Below are 15184 nucleotides of genomic sequence, written 5' to 3'. Positions count from 1 at the left end.
TAGCATTTCGGTTTTAGAAACTTTCCCAGTCGCCCTCGCCGCCTTTGGCCGCGGATGGCTTGCTGGCGGTGATGGCCACCGGACGGCGCGGCACGGGAGCCCGTGGCGTGGCCGGTGGTGCGGGCTTGGCAGTGGACAGGGCTTTCATGGGCGGGCGGGCGGGGGCCGGCACGGCAGGCTTGCCAGCCAAGGCCTTGGCCACGGGTTTGGCGGACAGCTTGGGCGCAGCCGCCGGGCGCATGGCCACCGGGCGCGGTGCCGGCCGGGCCAGTTGCACCGCATGGCTGCCGACGTTGAACACCGACACCACTTCCGACAGGCGCTGCGATTGTTCGCGCAGGCCGGAGGCGGCCGCCGCGGATTGCTCGACCAGTGCGGCGTTCTGCTGCGTCATCTGGTCCAGGTTGTTGACCGCCTGGTTGACCTGGGCGATGCCGTCACGCTGCTCGGTGGACGAAGCGCTGATCTCGCCAATCAGGTCGCTGACCCGGCGCACGCTGCTGACGATCTCGCCCATGGTCTCGCCGGCCTGGGCCACCTGCTGGGTGCCGGACTCGACGGTTTGCGCCGAGGCGCCGATCAGGGTCTTGATCTCCTTGGCGGCCTGGGCCGAGCGCTGGGCCAGGCTGCGCACTTCGGACGCCACCACCGCAAAGCCCCGGCCTTGCTCGCCAGCCCGTGCGGCTTCCACCGCCGCGTTCAAGGCCAGGATATTCGTCTGGAAGGCGATGCCGTCGATGGTGCCGATGATGTCGGCGATTTTGCGCGAGGCATCGCTGATGTTCTGCATGCTGGTGACCACCTGGGCCACCACTTCGCCGCCGCGGATCGCGGCCTGGGCAGCGGTGGATGCCAGCTGGTTCGCCTGGCGCGCGGTGTCGGCCGACTGGGTAACGGTGCTGGTCAGCTCTTCCATGCTGGCGGCGGTCTGCTGCAGGTTCGAGGCGGTCTGCTCGGTGCGTTCCGACAAATCATGGTTGCCAGTGGCGATTTCGTTGGACGCGGTGGACACCGATTCCACGCCGGTGCGAACCTCGGCCACCACACCGCGCAGCTTGCCGACCATGCCCGACAGGGCGCGCAACAGCTGGCCAAATTCGTCCTTGCGGCTGTCCTGGATGTCCAGGGTCAGGTCGCCGGCGGTGATGGCAGCGGCCACATCCACGGCGCGCTGCAGCGGCTGGGTGATGGAGCGCACCAGCAGCAGCGACAGCGCCACACCCAGGGCAAACACCACCAGCACGCTGGCGATGGCGACCAGCACCACGTTGTCGCTGGCAGCGGCGGCGGCCTTCCTGGCGTCATCCCGCTGCTTGACCTGCACGGCCACGTATTTGTCGATGGAATCCAGGTAGGCCTGGGCGCGTGGGCGGTAGTCTTTTTCCAGGAAGGCCTGGCTGGCGGCGGCGTCGCGCGCGGCCTTCAGCTCCTTGACCTTGTCGCCCTGGCCGCGAATCTCGGCACGGGTCTTGGCGACCAGGTCCAGCGCGGACTTGTCGTCCGGCGTGGAAGCGGTCTTGTTGATCTTTTCCTGGATCGGGGTGATGCTGGCGGTGATCGCCGCCACCTTGGCGTCGAAGTCCTTGCTCAGGGCCTCGTCGGTCGTGACCAGGCTGGACATATTCATGTTCACAGCCATGTTCGCCATGCCGCGCCAGGTCACGGCGGTGGTAATGGAATCTTCAAATTGCGCCACCAGGCTATCGGTGGTCTGGGTGACCTCGCGAGAGCGGGCCTGGACCCATACCGTGACCAGCAGCATGGCCAGTAACAAACCCAGAATCGTCGCCCAGAGTTTGGTCGCGACCCGCATGTCATTGAATTTCATGGTTTGTCTCTTTATCCATTACGAAAGCAAATGACCGCAGCCGGCCAAAAAGTAACCGAATGCTACATCCAAAAGCCGGCTGCCTGGAAAGGACTTTGCGTGCAGCCTTTGCGCGGCCGCTATTTAGGCCGCATTAGTGCAGCTTGACGTGCGACTCGGTGCGCCGGGTGATGGCGCGGGTCAGGGTTTCCAGCGCCACCTTGGTGAAACCGTGCAGCGCCAGTTCGTGCATCTTGTACAGCGAGGTGTACATCAGCCGCGCTACCAGGCCGTCGATGAACAGGCTGCCGGCCATGAGCCCGCCCATCAGGCTGCCGACGGCGCTGTAGTCGCCCAGCGACACCAGCGAGCCGAAATCGCGGTAGTGGTAGGGCTCAAGCGGCTTGCCGGCCATGCGGCGCTTGATCTGCTTGGCCAGATGCGATGCCTGCTGGTGCGCGGCCTGGGCGCGTGGCGGCACAAAGCCGTTCTTTTCGGGCCAGGGGCAGGCGGCGCAGTCGCCCATGGCGAAGATGTTTTCGTCGCGGGTGGTCACCAGGGTCTGGTGCACCGCCAGCTGATTGATGCGGTTGGTTTCCAGGCCGTCGATGTCCTGCAGAAAGCCCGGCGCCTTGATACCGGCCGCCCAGACCAGCAGCTCGGCCGGAATCACCTCGCCGCTGGCCAGCTGCACGCTGTCGGCGGCCACGCCCGAGACCCGGGCCGAGGTGTGCACCTTGATGCCCAGGCCGTTCAGCAGGTCCAGCGCGCCGGCGGAAATGCGCGGCGACAGCGCGGGCAGGATGCGGTCGGCGGCTTCGATCAAATGCAGCTGGATATCGCGCTCGGGGTCGATGCGGTCCAGGCCAAAGGCCACCACCTCGCGCGTGGTGCGGTGCAGCTGGGCCACCAGCTCCACGCCGGTGGCGCCGGCGCCGATCACCGCCACATGCAGCTGCGACGGACTCAGCGGCGTAGTCTGCGCATGGGCGCGGATGCAGGCGTCGAGCATGCGGCGGTGGAAGCGCTCGGCGTCGGCCAGGGTTTCCAGCTTCAGCGCATGCTGGTCCACGCCGGGCGTGCCAAAGTCGTTGCTGCGGCTGCCCACGGCCATCACCAGGGTGTCGTAGGCAAACGACTGCTGGGTGGTCACCGCCACGCCGTCTTCGTCGATGAAGGGCGCCACGTGCACCAGCTTGTTGGCGCGGTCCAGGCCATTCATCTCGCCCAGCCGGTAGTGGAAATGGTGCCAGTGGGCCTGGGCCAGGTAGTTGAGCTCATGCCGGCCCACGTCCATGCTGCCGGCGGCAATCTCGTGCAGCTTGGGCTTCCAGATGTGGGTGCGGGCCTTGTCGATCAAAGTGATGTCGGCCTGGCCCCTGCGCCCCAGCGTATTGCCCAAGCTGGTCGCCAGCTCCAGCCCGGCAGCCCCTCCACCAACGATAACAATGCGGTGGGCCGGGGTGCTGGAAGGAGTGGGGGTACGCATCGGGAAATTCTACGATGCCCCCAAAGCTGTATCGACTATTCGAGCGCGCTGGCCGGGCCGAAGAATTCATAGCGGGTCTGTGTCTCGGGCACGCCCAGCTCGCGCAACTGCTTTTTCACCTGACGCATAAAGGGCTTGGGGCCCAGAAAATACGCATCCACGTCGCGCGAAGCGGGCAACCACTGGGCCAGCTGCAGCGGGCTCAGGTGGCCGACGGCGTGCGGCACGTCATCGGGTCCGCTATGTTCGTCGTAGGCATAAAAGCGCTGCAGCTGCGGGTGCTTGGCCAGACGCGCCTCGATCGCATGGCGGAAGGCATGCACATGGCGGTTGCGCGCGCAGTGGATGAAGTGCACGGGCCGCGTGCCCTGCAACGCAGCATCCAGCATGGCCAGGGTCGGCGTGATGCCGACACCGCCGCTGATCAGCACCAGCGGCTTGTCGCTGGCGGCCAGCACGAAGTCGCCCGCGGGCGGGAACAGGTCCAGCACCGTGCCTACCCGCACCTGGTCGTGCAGGTAGTTGGAAGCCACACCACCGGCCTCGCGCTTGACGCTGATGCGGTAGTCCACGCCATTCGGCGCAGCCGACAGCGAGTAGTTGCGGCGGATCTCTTTGCCGTTCACCACCAGGCGCAGGCCGATGTACTGGCCGGGCTGGAAGCCGATCAGCGCGCCGCCGTCCTGGGGCTGCAGGTAGAAGGAGGTGATCTCGTCGCTCTCCACCTCTTTGCGCGCCACGCGGAAAGCCCGCGCACCGCGCCAGCCACCGGGGGCTGCCGCCACATCGGCGTAGATCTTTTCCTCGGCACCGATCAGGATGTCGGCCAGTTGGCCATAGGCCGCGCCCCAGGCTGCGATGACGGCGTCGGTGGCGATCTCGGCGCCTAGCACCTCGCGGATGGCGCGCAGCAGGCAGGCGCCGACGATGGGGTAGTGCGCGGCCTCGATCTGCAGCGACACATGCTTGTTGATGATTTGCGACACCAGGCCACCCAGCTGCTCCAGGTGGTCGATATGCCGGGCATACATCAGCACGCCATTGGCCAGGGCGCGCGGCTGGTCGCCATTGGCCTGGTGGGCCTGGTTGAAGAAGGGCCGCACCTCGGGGTGCTCGGCCAGCATGGTTTTGTAGAAATGCGTGGTCAATGCCTCGCCGCCGCTTTCCAGCAGGGGCACGGTGGATTTGACGATGGCGCGTTGTTCTGGGGTCAGCATGTGTGGCTTTCAATCGGATGCAGGGCGACGCCCGGCTGCAGCTACTAACTCAAGTTCCATGCCCGCCCTGTAGCCCATAGAAATCAAGCACTTAGGTGCGCCCACTATCTTTTTGATGCAGTCATAATGATCTACCAAGGAATCATTTTGATAACAAAAAGCCTGCTCCAGACCCTGGTGCCCCTGGTCGACGACCTGGCACGCGAACTGCCCGACGGCGAGCGTTACCGCCGCTTGCTGGAGGCCGTGCGCGCCCTGCTGCCCTGCGATGCAGCCGCGCTTTTACGGCTGGACGGCGGCTGGCTGCTGCCGCTGGCCGTCGACGGCTTGAGCCACGACACGCTGGGGCGGCGCTTCAAGGTCAGCGAACACCCGCGCCTGCAGCAGCTGCTGGAAGCCCCCGGCCCGACCCGCTTCCCGCCCGACAGCCCGCTGCCCGACCCCTACGACGGCCTGATCGAAGGCGTACAGCTGGAGGTGCACGACTGCATGGGCTGCCCGGTACTGCTGGGCGACACCCCATGGGGCGTGCTGACCCTGGACGCGCTGGACAAGGAACGCTTCTCCAGCGTCGATCTGGCCGATCTGCAGGCCTTTGCCAGCCTGGCGGCGGCAACGGTCAGCGTGGTGCAGCGCATGGCCGGGCTGGCGCAGCAGTTCGAGGCCGAGCATGCGCGCGCCGAAAGCTACCGCGCGCTGGCCGAAGAGCACCCGGCGCCCACGCTAATCGGCCAGAGCCCGGCCCACCAGCGCCTGCTGGCCGACATCGCCACCGTCGGCAACAGCGACCTGACGGTGCTGATCACCGGCGAAACCGGCGTCGGCAAGGAGCTGGTGGCCCAGGCTCTGCATGCGGCTTCGCCGCGTGCCAGCCGGCCGCTGATCAGCCTGAACTGCGCGGCCCTGCCCGAATCGCTGGTGGAAAGCGAGCTGTTTGGCCATGTGCGCGGCGCGTTCTCGGGCGCGGTGGCAGACCGGCGCGGCAAGTTCGAGCTGGCCGATGGCGGCACGCTGTTCCTCGACGAGGTGGGCGAGCTGTCGCTGAGCGTGCAGGCCAAGCTGCTGCGCGTGCTGCAGGGCGGCCAGCTGCAGCGCCTGGGCTCGGACCGCGAGCACCGCGTCGATGTGCGGGTGATTGCCGCCACCAACCGCGATCTGGCGCAGGAGGTGCGCGCCGGCCGCTACCGCGCCGACTTCTACCACCGGCTCAGCGTCTACCCCTTGCCGGTGCCGCCGCTGTGCGAGCGCGGCCACGACGTGCTGCTGCTGGCCGGGCATTTTTTGGAGCTGAACCGATCCCGGCTCGGCCTGGGCAGCCTGCGGCTGGATGCCGATGCGCAGGCCGCGCTGCTCGCGCACCGCTGGCCCGGCAATGTGCGCGAACTCGAGCACCTGATCGCCCGCAGCGCGCTCAAGGCCATGCAGGGCGCGGCGCCCCGGGCCCGCATCGTCAGCCTGACGGCTGCGCATCTAGACCTGGGCGCCCAAACCGCAACGGTGGACATGCCGGCCGATACGACACCGCCCGTCGATCTGCGTACTTCGCTGGACGACCACCAGCGCCAGCGCATCGCCGACAGCCTGCAGCGCCACCAGGGCAACTGGGCCTCGGTGGCGCGCGAACTGGGCCTGCACCGGGCCAATCTGGTCCGGCTCGCCGGTCGCCTCGGTTTGCGCAAACAGTAATAATCGGCACAAGAATTACGAAAGCCCGCGATGGAACTCCCAGCACACCAACTGAGCATGACGGTCTTGATGACCCCGGATATGGCGAATTTTTCGGGCAATGTGCACGGCGGCGCCGTGCTCAAGCTGCTCGACCAGGTGGCCTACGCCTGCGCCAGCCGCTACGCGGGCCGCTATGTGGTAACGGTCAGCGTCGACCAGGTGATGTTTTTGCAACCCATCCACGTGGGCGAGCTGGTAACCTTTCTGGCCAGCATCAACCACACCGGTACCTCGTCGATGGAAGTCGGCATCAAGGTGGTGGCCGAGAACATCCGTGGCCACAGCGTGCGCCATGTGAACAGCTGCTTCTTCACCATGGTGGCTGTGGACGACGACCGCAAGCCCGCGCCCGTGCCGGCGCTGCACCCCGATTCGGTCGACGGCAAGCGCCGCTTCGAGCAGGCCGTGTTGCGCAAAAAGCTGCGCCAGGAGCTGGCCAGCAAGTTTGCCTCGATCAAAGCCAGTTACGAGTAAAAACCGGCTCCGGCGCAGGTACTGCCTGCGCAAGCAGCTACTTATTCAATAGCAAAACTACCTATCGATGCTGGACCCCATATCGTCCAGCCAGAGCACGCGGTCGGCATAGCACTGCAGGTCGGCCGACAAGGTGGCCTGCGCGCCGTTCAGCCAGACCTCTTTGTGCAGGTCCGACTTCAGGTAGGAGATCGCATCCTCGAAATCACCGTCGCCGGCCGACAGGATCACCCGGTCGTAAATGCCCTGGGCGGCCAGCTTGATCATCAGGGTGGCGATGGCCACGTCCACGCCTTTCTGCACCGTGCGGTCGAAACGCGTGCCGCAGGACGGGCACTGGTTGTGCTGCTCCTTCAGCTTGTACAGCTGGACCCGCATCTGCGGGCCCTTGGGTGGCGCGGACTTGATCCAGGTGTGGAAGGCGTTCTGCGCCTCGGCGTTCGGGTCGCCCGTGGAATTGAGGTAGTAGCTCTCGTACAGCGGGCCGCCGTTGGCCTTGACCAGCTCGTTCTTCAGCTTCAGGTAGTCAAAGCCGTTCGGCCGGGAGCGGCCGAAGTTGTACAAATACGCGGCATCTACGATCCAGACAGTCTTCATGGGGGTCACGGGTTCATTTCATAAAGTTCGAGGGGCAGACCGTCGGGGTCGGCAAAAAAGGTAAAGCGCCGGCCGGTGAATTCATCCACCCGCACCGGCTCGACAGCCACGCCATCGGCTTGCAGGCTGGCCATGTTGGAATCCAGGTCGACCACCGCAAACGCCAGATGGCGCAGGCCGCAGGCCTCGGGCCGCGAGGGGCGCGGCGGCGGGGACGGAAAGGAAAACAGCTCGATCTGCGAGCCATCGGCCAAGGCCAGGTCCAGCTTGTACGACTGGCGCTCGGCGCGCAGGTTCTCGGCGACGACGCGCAGGCCCAGGATGCGGGTGTAAAAGTCTTTGGAGCGGGCGTAGTCCGAGCAGATGATGGCGGCGTGGTGCAGGCTGGCGAGTTGCATACCACCGAGCTTACCCCGCCATCGCCTCGCGCACTGCGGCCAGCTGCCGGCGCGACACCATCAGCGGCTCGGCCAGGCCTTGCAGGCGCACGGCCCAGCCCTCGCCCTCTTCGGGGTCGAAATGCTTTTCCAGGGCCCGCAGGGCGCGCTTGGACACCAGGGCATTGCGGTGGATGCGGATGAACACACTGGCGTGGCGCGCCTCCAGCTCGCTCAGGGAGCCGTCGAGGATGTAGTTCTTGCTGGCGGTGCGCACGGTGATGTACTTCAGCTCGGCCTTCAGGTACAGCACGCTGGCCATGGGCACGCGCTCGGTGCGGCCGCGGTCGTGTATCACCAGCACGTCCTCGGTCAAATCGGGCTCTGGCGCTTTATTTACCTGCGCAATACGCTCTACTTTTTGTAGCGCCTGCTGGAGCCGCTCCAGCCGCACCGGCTTGGTCAAATAGTCGACCGCCGCCACCTCGAAGGCCTGCAGCGCATGGCCGGCGTGGGCGGTGACGAACACCACGGCCGGCGGCTGGCCCAGGGCCTGCAGGCGCTGGGCCAGCTGCAGGCCGTCGATGCCGGGCATGTGGATGTCGAGCAGCAGCAGGTCGAAAGTCTGGCTGGACAGCAAGGCCAGCGCCTGCTCGGCATTCGCCGCCTCGCCACCCACCTGGGCCCGCGGCGCAGTGCAGTCGCCCAGCAGCGTGCGCAGCCGGGAACGCGCCAGCGCTTCGTCGTCCACCAGCAAGACGCGCAGGCTGTTCATAGCGGCAGCTCCATGCGTACCTGGTAGACGCCGTCTTTCAAGCCGGCCTGGAACTGGCTGTGCACATCGTGCAGCAGGTTCAGGCGGTCGCGCACATTGTCGAGTGCCAGGCCGTGGCCGGGCGCGCCCTGGCCGCCGGGCACGGTATTGCTGATCTTGATGACCACCGTGCTGCCGCGCCGCTCGGTGGAGATGTGCAGATCGGCTCCACTGGCGCTGGGCTCGACGCCATGCTTGACCGCGTTCTCCACCAGCGGCTGCAGCAGCAGCGGCGGCAGCTCGGCGCCTGCCGCCCGCGGGTCCAGCGACCACTGCACGCGTAGCCGCTCGCCAAAGCGCACCTGCTCGATGGACAGATAGCGCTCGGCCAAGGTGGTCTCCTGCTCCAGGGAGACGGATTCGCCCTGGTCGACCAGCGCATGGCGGAACAGGTCGCTCAGGTCTTCCAGCAAGGCCTCGGCCCGGGCCGGCTCGGCCCGCACCAGCGCAATCGCGCTGTTCAAGGTATTGAACAGAAAATGCGGCCGGATCCGCGCCTGCAGCTCGCCCAGACGGGCGGTGGTGGCCGCCGGCGTGCGGGCCCGGGCGCGCAGCACCAGGCCGGCCACGATCAACGCCGACAGCCAGGCACCGGCCGCCGCGCTGGCCCCCCAGGGCGCGGGCTCAACGACACCGATCAGCGCCAGCATGCCGCAGCCATACAGGCCGGCCAGCGCACCCAAGGCCACGCCGGCGGCGTTCTGCCAGCGCTGGCGCAGCCGCGCCAGGCTGCGCTTCAGGCTGCAGGCGGCCAGCAGCCAGACCAGCACCGCGGGCAAGGCGCCGCCGGTCCACAGCGCCAGTTTGGTCAGCCAGTCCCAGCTGTCCTGCGCGCCAAACAGCGCGGCCACGGCCACCGCCACCTCGACAAACAGCACGGCGCGCAGAATCACGCCGGCCTGGCAGGCGTCGAACACCAGCGCCGGCCGGGCAGACGCGGACGGCTCGGCGGCCACAGGCTGGAAGCCCGATAAAATTTGGGTCTCTTGCATACCAGCCCGATTATTGGGGAAGTTCATCTTCATTGGTACGCCACTTCAGTTTCCATTTGGTGCCCCGCATGTCCTCCTCCCCAAACCAACTCGACAAAAAATCCGAAGCCTGGTCGGCGCTGTTCTCCGAGCCCATGAGCGATCTGGTCAAGCGCTACACCTCCAGCGTGTTTTTTGACAAGCGCCTGTGGCAGGCCGACATCGCCGGCAGCCTGGCCCATGCCGAGATGCTGGCTGCGCAAAACATCATCGCCGCCCAGGACCATGCCGACATCCAGCGCGGCCTGGCGCAGATCAGCGCCGACATCGAGTCCGGCAACTTCGAGTGGAAGCTGGACCTGGAAGACGTGCACCTGAACATCGAAGCCCGCCTGACCCAGCTGGTCGGCGACGCCGGCAAGCGCCTGCACACGGGACGCAGCCGCAACGACCAGGTGGCCACCGACGTGCGCCTGTGGCTGCGCGGCGAGATGGACCTGATCAACGGCCTGTTGACCGACCTGCAGCTGGCCCTGGTCAGCATCGCCGAGAAGAACGTTGACGTGGTGATGCCCGGCTTCACCCACCTGCAGGTAGCCCAGCCGGTGAGCTTTGGCCACCACATGCTGGCCTATGTGGAAATGTTTGCCCGCGACGCCGAGCGCATGCTGGACGTTCGCAAGCGCGTGAACCGCCTGCCGCTGGGCAGTGCGGCCCTGGCCGGCACCAGCTACCCGCTGGACCGCGAGCGCGTGGCCAAGACCCTGGGCATGGAAGGCGTGTGCCAGAACAGCCTGGACGCCGTCAGCGACCGCGACTTTGCCATCGAGTTCACCGCCGCCGCCAGCATCGCCATGGTGCACATCAGCCGCTTGAGCGAAGAGCTGGTGCTGTGGATCAGCCAGAGCTTTGGCTTCATCGACATCGCCGACCGCTTCTGCACCGGCTCCAGCATCATGCCGCAGAAGAAGAACCCCGACGTGCCCGAGCTGGCGCGCGGCAAGACCGGCCGCGTCGTCGGCCACCTGATGGGCCTGATCACCCTGATGAAGGGCCAGCCCCTGGCCTACAACAAGGACAACCAGGAAGACAAGGAGCCGCTGTTCGACACGGTCGACACGCTGAAAGACACGCTGCGCATCTTCGCCGAGATGGTCGGCGGCATCACCGTCAAGCCCGAAGCCATGGAGCGTGCCGCGCTGCGCGGCTATGCCACCGCCACCGACCTGGCCGACTACATGGTGAAGAAGGGCCTGCCGTTCCGCGACGCGCACGAGGCCGTGGCCCATGCGGTCAAGGCTGCGATCTCGCACAACGTGGACCTGTCCGAGCTGCCGCTGTCGGTGCTGCAGCAGTTCAACCCGAAGATCGAAAAAGACGTGTACGACGTGCTGAGCCTGCGCGGCTCCATGAACGCCCGCAACACCCTGGGCGGCACCGCGCCGGCCCAGGTCAGCGCGCAGATCGCACGGCACCGGGCGCGCCTGGCCTAAAGCCCTGTAGCGAGTGCAGGAATGCTATTTAATAGATAGCTACCTGCGCTGGTAGATACTGCGCTAGCGGCATTTTTTACATAGAGAAAAACAAAGGCTTACATCCTTGATGCAGGTCAAGGCTGTGGCGCGCGCATCGGTCGCACAATGGGACAGCACAAGCCTTGTGCGCAAGGAGTCCCTATGCTGAAACACATTCTGTTGGCTACCGATGGCTCCACCGCCTCGGACCACGCTGCGGCCCTGGCCGTGGACCTGGCCCGGAGCATGGGCGCCAAACTGACCTCGCTGTATGCGGTAGACCCCTACCCCTACCTGGCGGTGGGTGAAATGAGCACCGAAGGCGTCCAGTACTACATGGCCGCCGCACAGCAGGAAGCCTCTGCAGCGCACGCCAAAGTGCAGGCCCTGTGCAACCAGGGCAGCACTGTGGCGCTGCAGACCATCGTGGTGGAAGACCGGGCCGTATCGAAAGCCATCGTGGAGAACGCCCACAGCGAAGGTGCGGACATGATCGTCATCGGCTCGCACGGCCGCACCGGCATCGCCAAGCTGATGCTGGGCAGCATCACCACCAAGGTGCTGGCCGAATCCACGCTGCCGGTGCTGGTCGCCCGCTGAGGTTCGCGGCTTTAAGCCTGGCCTAAGCCCGGCCGGGCATACTCGCAGCGCATACAGGAAACACAGGATCTCCATGCGACTGCTGCTGGTAGAAGACGACACGATGATCGGCGAAACCGTGCTCGACGTGCTGCGCGCCGAGCACTTCGCCGTGGACTGGGTGAAAGACGGCGCCATGGCCGACACCGCGCTGCGCAGCGAACACTACGACCTGGTGCTGCTGGACCTGGGCCTGCCCAAGTTGGACGGCCTGGAGGTGCTGAAAGCCCTGCGCCAGCGCAAGGACGCCACGCCGGTGCTGGTCGCCACCGCCCGCGACGCGGTCGCCGACCGTATCAAAGGCTTGGACGCCGGTGCCGACGACTATGTGCTCAAACCCTATGACATCGACGAGCTGCTGGCCCGCATCCGCGCGCTGACCCGGCGCAGCGCCGGCCGCGCCGACCCGGTGCTGGAAGTGCACGGACTGCGCCTGAACCCCGCCACCCACGAAGCCACGCGCGACGGCCAGGCCATCGTGCTGTCGGCCCGCGAATGGGCGGTGCTGGAGGCCCTGATGGCCCGGCCCGGCGTGGTGTTCTCCCGCGCCCAGCTGGAAGAAAAACTCTACAGCTGGAAGGACGACGTGAGCAGCAACGCCGTCGAGGTCTACATCCATGGCCTGCGCAAGAAGCTCGGCGCCGAGCTGATCCAGAACGTGCGCGGCCTCGGTTATGTGATGCCCAAGCCATGAGCGGCACACACTCCCTGCGCCGCCGGCTGTTGGGCTCGGTGATGACGGCCATCCTGGTGGCCGCGCTGTTCCAGGCCGCGTCGGCCTACCGCGGCGCGCTGCAGCAGGCCGACGAGATGTTCGACTACCACCTGCAGCAAATGGCCTATGCGCTGCGCAATGGCGCGCCCAGCCAGCTGGAGCCGACCGAATCCGAGCTGGACGCCGACTACGAAGTGCAGATCTGGAGCGCCAACGGCGTGCAGCTGTTCCAGTCGCACCACAACCGGCTGCCGCCGCAGGCCGTGCTGGGATTTTCGGACGTGGAGCAAAACGGCACGCGCTACCGCGTCTACTCGATCCAGACCGCCGCCCAGACCATCCAGATCGCCCAGGACCTGAGCGCCCGCCAGGCCCGCGCCCGGGCCCTGGCCGCGCGCGCCATGCTGCCCATGGCCTGGATGGCGCCGCTGCTGATGCTGGCCCTGTGGTGGACCATACGCCACGCGCTGAAGCCGCTGGAACGCACGCGCCAGCAGGTGGCCAGCCGTGCCGCCGACGACCTCTCGCCGCTGGCCGAAGACGGCCTGCCCGACGAAGTGCGGCCGCTGGTGCACGAGCTAAACCTGCTGTTCGACCGCGTGCACGCCGCCTTCCACGCCCAGCAAGCCTTTGTCGCCAATGCCGCCCACGAGCTGCGCTCGCCGTTGACCGCGCTGAAGCTGCAGGCCCAGGCGCTCGACCGCGCGGCCGATGCGCCAACCCGCAGCGTCGCCGTGGCCCGGCTGCACCAGGGCATAGACCGCGCGATCCGCTTGATGAACCAGCTGCTGGTGCTGGCACGCCAGGAATCGGCCAGCGAGACCCCGCCCGAACGCCTCCAGCTGCAAGACCTGGTACGCCTGGCGGTCGAGGAAATGCTGCCGCAGGCCCAGGAGCGCCAGCAGGACATCGGCGTCGCACCCAGCGAGCCGGTATGGGTGCAAGGCCACGCCGACGCGCTGCGCATCCTGCTGCGCAACCTGTTGGACAATGCGCTGAAATACACGCCGGAGCACGGTAGGGTCGACGTCGCCATCGCGCTGGACAACGGCGCCCCGGTGCTCAGCGTGGACGACTCGGGCCCGGGCATTGCCGCGGAAGACATGGGACGGGTGTTCGACCGCTTCTTCCGCAGCGCCAGTGCGACCGCCAGCGGCAGCGGCCTGGGCCTGGCCATCGCCCAGGCCATCGCCCAGCGGCATGGCGCCCAGTTGCGGCTGGGGTCATCGCCCAAGCTGGGCGGGCTGCGGGTGACGCTGGAGTTCCCGGCGTCGGCGGGCTGAGAACGTATGTGAACATCCCGAATAAGCCAAGCTCATTCACCGATGCAGAGAAGATAAAGCCTGGGGAATCGGTAGTATGAACATAGCGGATGCTGCCCCGCCCGCCCGATCAATACGCTTTGAAGTTGGCCGCCACGCGCTGGTTCAGGTAGTCGCCCGCAGTGATAGGCGGGTACTTGCGCCCCGGGCCTTCGATGGTGGCGTCCCGGTTGGCCTGCGCGAAGAAGGCCATGCTGTAGCGAGGTCCCATGTATTCCCCCGGCAGCGGGTTCTTCACGCGGTGAAAGTTGGAGGGCAGTTGGTCGTCGCTCCAGCGCATCAGCATGTCGCCGATATTGCAGGTGACCGCTTGCTCATCGGGCTCCACCGAGGTCCAGGCTAGGCTTTCCATCTCCTTGCCCGGGCACACCTGCAGGCCACCCTGGCCCTGGCGCTGGAACAGCAGGGTCAGACAGTCGAAGTCGGTGTGCGCACCGGCGCGCCACAGGCCTAGGCCGGCTTGCTGCCCGGGCGGCGTTGCAAAGTAGTGCAGCAGACGCAGTGTGCTCTGGTAACTGGCCTGCGCCGGGTCGTGCGCACGCAGAAAGAAGGCTTCATCGAACCCAAGCTTCCACGCAAAGCAGGACAGCACCTGCATCGCCACCTGCCAGCACTGGCCCTCGAAGGCCTGCATGGTGGCTTGAAAACCCGCCAATTCTTCATCGGTGGGCCACAGGTCGACCATGTGGGGCCGCGTGATCTGGTAAGACTCCTTCTGGTCGGGCGTTCCCGTGGACGGGCGCACCTGCGCGCGGCTCTCCCAACCGACGTTCAAGGCCTTTTTCAAGGGGTACTGGGCCTTCACGGCATCGGGCAGCGCAAAGAAGCGCTCGGTCATGGCGAAGGCGTTTCGGACATCGTCCAGCGCTATGCCGTGGTTCACGATCTGGAAGAAGCCGACATCGACAGCGGCGTCCCACAGCTGGTGGGCAATCTCTGTCTTGCGCAGCGCGAAGTCCGAGAGGTCGATGCGGCGGATCTCACGGTTGCTGGTTTCCGAGCCCAAGGCGCCCATGCGCGTTTCTTTCTGCAGCTCGGTCAGGTCGTAGGAGGTGGTCATGCGGTTTTCCAAAAAGAAGGGGTGGAAGAAAGGTCTTCCCGCTCCAGGCTTCAGAAATCCGGACTGCCGCAAGGGCATGCTCGCGATGGCGTTCATGGCCCATCGGGCGCAGTCCGGTTTTTCCTGAAGCCACAGTGCGCACGGGCACACCGCGAGGTGCGGGCTTCAAGAGCAATTTCCGGCTGCCTGCCCACCATGCACAAAGGCAACGGGGCTGCGCAGTGAACGCTTCTACTCCTGCCACAGGCCATGCAAGAAGGGTGCCCATCGATCCTCAGGGCCGCTCGCTATGGAGCACATCGCAGCACGTCGCTGCACCGCCTGCAAAAGCCCAGTGTGCATACCCAACATGGTTATTGGCATGCTGTATGGACCGGGTACCTAGGTAACAGGTGTGCGAGGACATGGGTAACACTTTTCCCGCGCGAGATGCGCGAGGAGAAGTACATGGCCTGGCAAA

The 15184-nt window shown here is 66.3% G+C and carries 15 protein-coding genes; 7 read left to right on the top strand and 8 right to left on the bottom strand.

The features are described 5' to 3' along the window. Positions 1-13: 13 nt before the first annotated feature. The 3 genes from J2X19_RS00075 to hmpA form a co-directional block, all read right to left on the bottom strand. Positions 14-1828 (bottom strand): methyl-accepting chemotaxis protein, encoded by a 1815-nt coding sequence (locus J2X19_RS00075; protein ID WP_310369508.1) that lies wholly within the window; start codon positions 1826-1828, stop codon positions 14-16. Positions 1829-1961: 133 nt separating this feature from the next. After that, positions 1962-3296 (bottom strand): NAD(P)/FAD-dependent oxidoreductase, encoded by a 1335-nt coding sequence (locus J2X19_RS00070; RefSeq protein ID WP_310369506.1) that lies wholly within the window; start codon positions 3294-3296, stop codon positions 1962-1964. Between the two features lie 35 nt (positions 3297-3331). Further along, positions 3332-4513 carry an NO-inducible flavohemoprotein gene (hmpA, locus tag J2X19_RS00065; protein ID WP_310369504.1) on the bottom strand — a complete coding sequence of 394 codons (1182 nt, stop codon included), beginning with the start codon at positions 4511-4513 and terminating at the stop codon, positions 3332-3334. A gap of 126 nt (positions 4514-4639) precedes the next feature. Between hmpA and norR the strand changes: the two genes are divergently transcribed. Together norR and J2X19_RS00055 are read left to right on the top strand one after the other, a co-directional pair. After that, a complete protein-coding gene (norR, locus tag J2X19_RS00060) occupies positions 4640-6199 on the top strand; it encodes a nitric oxide reductase transcriptional regulator NorR (protein ID WP_310369502.1) in 1560 nt (519 codons plus the stop codon). A gap of 30 nt (positions 6200-6229) precedes the next feature. Further along, positions 6230-6715, top strand: a complete 486-nt coding sequence (locus tag J2X19_RS00055) for an acyl-CoA thioesterase (protein WP_310369500.1) — start codon at positions 6230-6232, stop codon at positions 6713-6715. A 57-nt stretch (positions 6716-6772) separates the two neighbouring features. Here the strand turns inward: J2X19_RS00055 and J2X19_RS00050 are convergent, their stop codons facing one another. The 4 genes from J2X19_RS00050 to J2X19_RS00035 are packed head-to-tail and all read right to left on the bottom strand — an operon-like array spanning position 6773 to position 9495. Further along, the gene (locus J2X19_RS00050) at positions 6773-7312 is read right to left on the bottom strand and encodes an NYN domain-containing protein (protein WP_116605742.1); all 540 of its coding nucleotides are present in this window, start codon (positions 7310-7312) and stop codon (positions 6773-6775) included. Between the two features lie 5 nt (positions 7313-7317). Further along, positions 7318-7710, bottom strand: coding sequence for an SMU1112c/YaeR family gloxylase I-like metalloprotein (gene gloA2, locus J2X19_RS00045; protein ID WP_310369498.1), 393 nt, complete (start codon positions 7708-7710; stop codon positions 7318-7320). A 10-nt stretch (positions 7711-7720) separates the two neighbouring features. Further along, positions 7721-8464, bottom strand: coding sequence for a LytR/AlgR family response regulator transcription factor (locus J2X19_RS00040; protein WP_310369496.1), 744 nt, complete (start codon positions 8462-8464; stop codon positions 7721-7723). Next, positions 8461-9495 carry a sensor histidine kinase gene (locus tag J2X19_RS00035; protein WP_310369493.1) on the bottom strand — a complete coding sequence of 345 codons (1035 nt, stop codon included), beginning with the start codon at positions 9493-9495 and terminating at the stop codon, positions 8461-8463. The genes J2X19_RS00040 and J2X19_RS00035 overlap by 4 nt, the downstream gene beginning before the upstream one ends. A gap of 68 nt (positions 9496-9563) precedes the next feature. Here J2X19_RS00035 and argH point away from each other — a divergent pair, with 68 nt between their 5' ends. The 4 genes from argH (at position 9564) to J2X19_RS00015 (ending at position 13625) form a co-directional block, all read left to right on the top strand. Further along, positions 9564-10967: an argininosuccinate lyase gene (gene argH, locus J2X19_RS00030; protein ID WP_310369492.1), complete on the top strand. Its 1404-nt coding sequence runs from the start codon at positions 9564-9566 to the stop codon at positions 10965-10967. Positions 10968-11150: 183 nt separating this feature from the next. Then, positions 11151-11588: a universal stress protein gene (locus J2X19_RS00025; protein ID WP_116605740.1), complete on the top strand. Its 438-nt coding sequence runs from the start codon at positions 11151-11153 to the stop codon at positions 11586-11588. Between the two features lie 73 nt (positions 11589-11661). Next, entirely contained in the window at positions 11662-12321 is a 660-nt protein-coding gene (locus tag J2X19_RS00020; RefSeq protein WP_310369487.1) for a response regulator, read from the top strand. Further along, the gene (locus J2X19_RS00015; RefSeq protein WP_310369486.1) at positions 12318-13625 is read left to right on the top strand and encodes an ATP-binding protein; all 1308 of its coding nucleotides are present in this window, start codon (positions 12318-12320) and stop codon (positions 13623-13625) included. Before J2X19_RS00020 ends, J2X19_RS00015 begins: the two co-directional genes overlap by 4 nt. A 109-nt stretch (positions 13626-13734) precedes the next feature. On the opposite strand, the gene J2X19_RS00010 is transcribed toward J2X19_RS00015, so the two are convergent. Then, on the bottom strand, positions 13735-14724 hold the full coding sequence (locus tag J2X19_RS00010; RefSeq protein ID WP_310369484.1) for an isopenicillin N synthase family dioxygenase: 990 nt from the start codon (positions 14722-14724) through the stop codon (positions 13735-13737). Between J2X19_RS00010 and J2X19_RS00005 the strand changes: the two genes are divergently transcribed. Next, entirely contained in the window at positions 14723-14851 is a 129-nt protein-coding gene (locus tag J2X19_RS00005) for a hypothetical protein (protein WP_310369483.1), read from the top strand. The two genes, J2X19_RS00010 and J2X19_RS00005, sit on opposite strands and share 2 nt — an antisense overlap. Positions 14852-15184: the final 333 nt, after the last annotated feature.

Origin of the sequence: Rhodoferax ferrireducens, assembly GCF_031458075.1 — a bacterium.
Taxonomy (GTDB): domain Bacteria; phylum Pseudomonadota; class Gammaproteobacteria; order Burkholderiales; family Burkholderiaceae_C; genus Rhodoferax_B; species Rhodoferax_B ferrireducens_A.
The sequence above is the reverse complement of the archived record's forward strand: the minus strand, read 5'-3'. Positions and strand labels throughout refer to the sequence as shown.

Excerpts from the sequence above, each read along its gene's own strand:
- norR (WP_310369502.1), top strand. The coding sequence starts at position 4,640 with ATGATCTACCAAGGAATCATTTTGATAACAAAAAGCCTGCTCCAGACC.
- J2X19_RS00075 (WP_310369508.1), bottom strand. The coding sequence starts at position 1,828 with ATGAAATTCAATGACATGCGGGTCGCGACCAAACTCTGGGCGACGATT.
- J2X19_RS00020 (WP_310369487.1), top strand. The coding sequence starts at position 11,662 with ATGCGACTGCTGCTGGTAGAAGACGACACGATGATCGGCGAAACCGTG.
- J2X19_RS00005 (WP_310369483.1), top strand. The coding sequence starts at position 14,723 with ATGCGGTTTTCCAAAAAGAAGGGGTGGAAGAAAGGTCTTCCCGCTCCA.
- J2X19_RS00055 (WP_310369500.1), top strand. The coding sequence starts at position 6,230 with ATGGAACTCCCAGCACACCAACTGAGCATGACGGTCTTGATGACCCCG.
- hmpA (WP_310369504.1), bottom strand. The coding sequence starts at position 4,513 with ATGCTGACCCCAGAACAACGCGCCATCGTCAAATCCACCGTGCCCCTG.
- argH (WP_310369492.1), top strand. The coding sequence starts at position 9,564 with ATGTCCTCCTCCCCAAACCAACTCGACAAAAAATCCGAAGCCTGGTCG.
- gloA2 (WP_310369498.1), bottom strand. The coding sequence starts at position 7,710 with ATGCAACTCGCCAGCCTGCACCACGCCGCCATCATCTGCTCGGACTAC.
- J2X19_RS00070 (WP_310369506.1), bottom strand. The coding sequence starts at position 3,296 with ATGCGTACCCCCACTCCTTCCAGCACCCCGGCCCACCGCATTGTTATC.
- J2X19_RS00035 (WP_310369493.1), bottom strand. The coding sequence starts at position 9,495 with ATGCAAGAGACCCAAATTTTATCGGGCTTCCAGCCTGTGGCCGCCGAG.
- J2X19_RS00010 (WP_310369484.1), bottom strand. The coding sequence starts at position 14,724 with ATGACCACCTCCTACGACCTGACCGAGCTGCAGAAAGAAACGCGCATG.
- J2X19_RS00050 (WP_116605742.1), bottom strand. The coding sequence starts at position 7,312 with ATGAAGACTGTCTGGATCGTAGATGCCGCGTATTTGTACAACTTCGGC.
- J2X19_RS00015 (WP_310369486.1), top strand. The coding sequence starts at position 12,318 with ATGAGCGGCACACACTCCCTGCGCCGCCGGCTGTTGGGCTCGGTGATG.
- J2X19_RS00025 (WP_116605740.1), top strand. The coding sequence starts at position 11,151 with ATGCTGAAACACATTCTGTTGGCTACCGATGGCTCCACCGCCTCGGAC.
- J2X19_RS00040 (WP_310369496.1), bottom strand. The coding sequence starts at position 8,464 with ATGAACAGCCTGCGCGTCTTGCTGGTGGACGACGAAGCGCTGGCGCGT.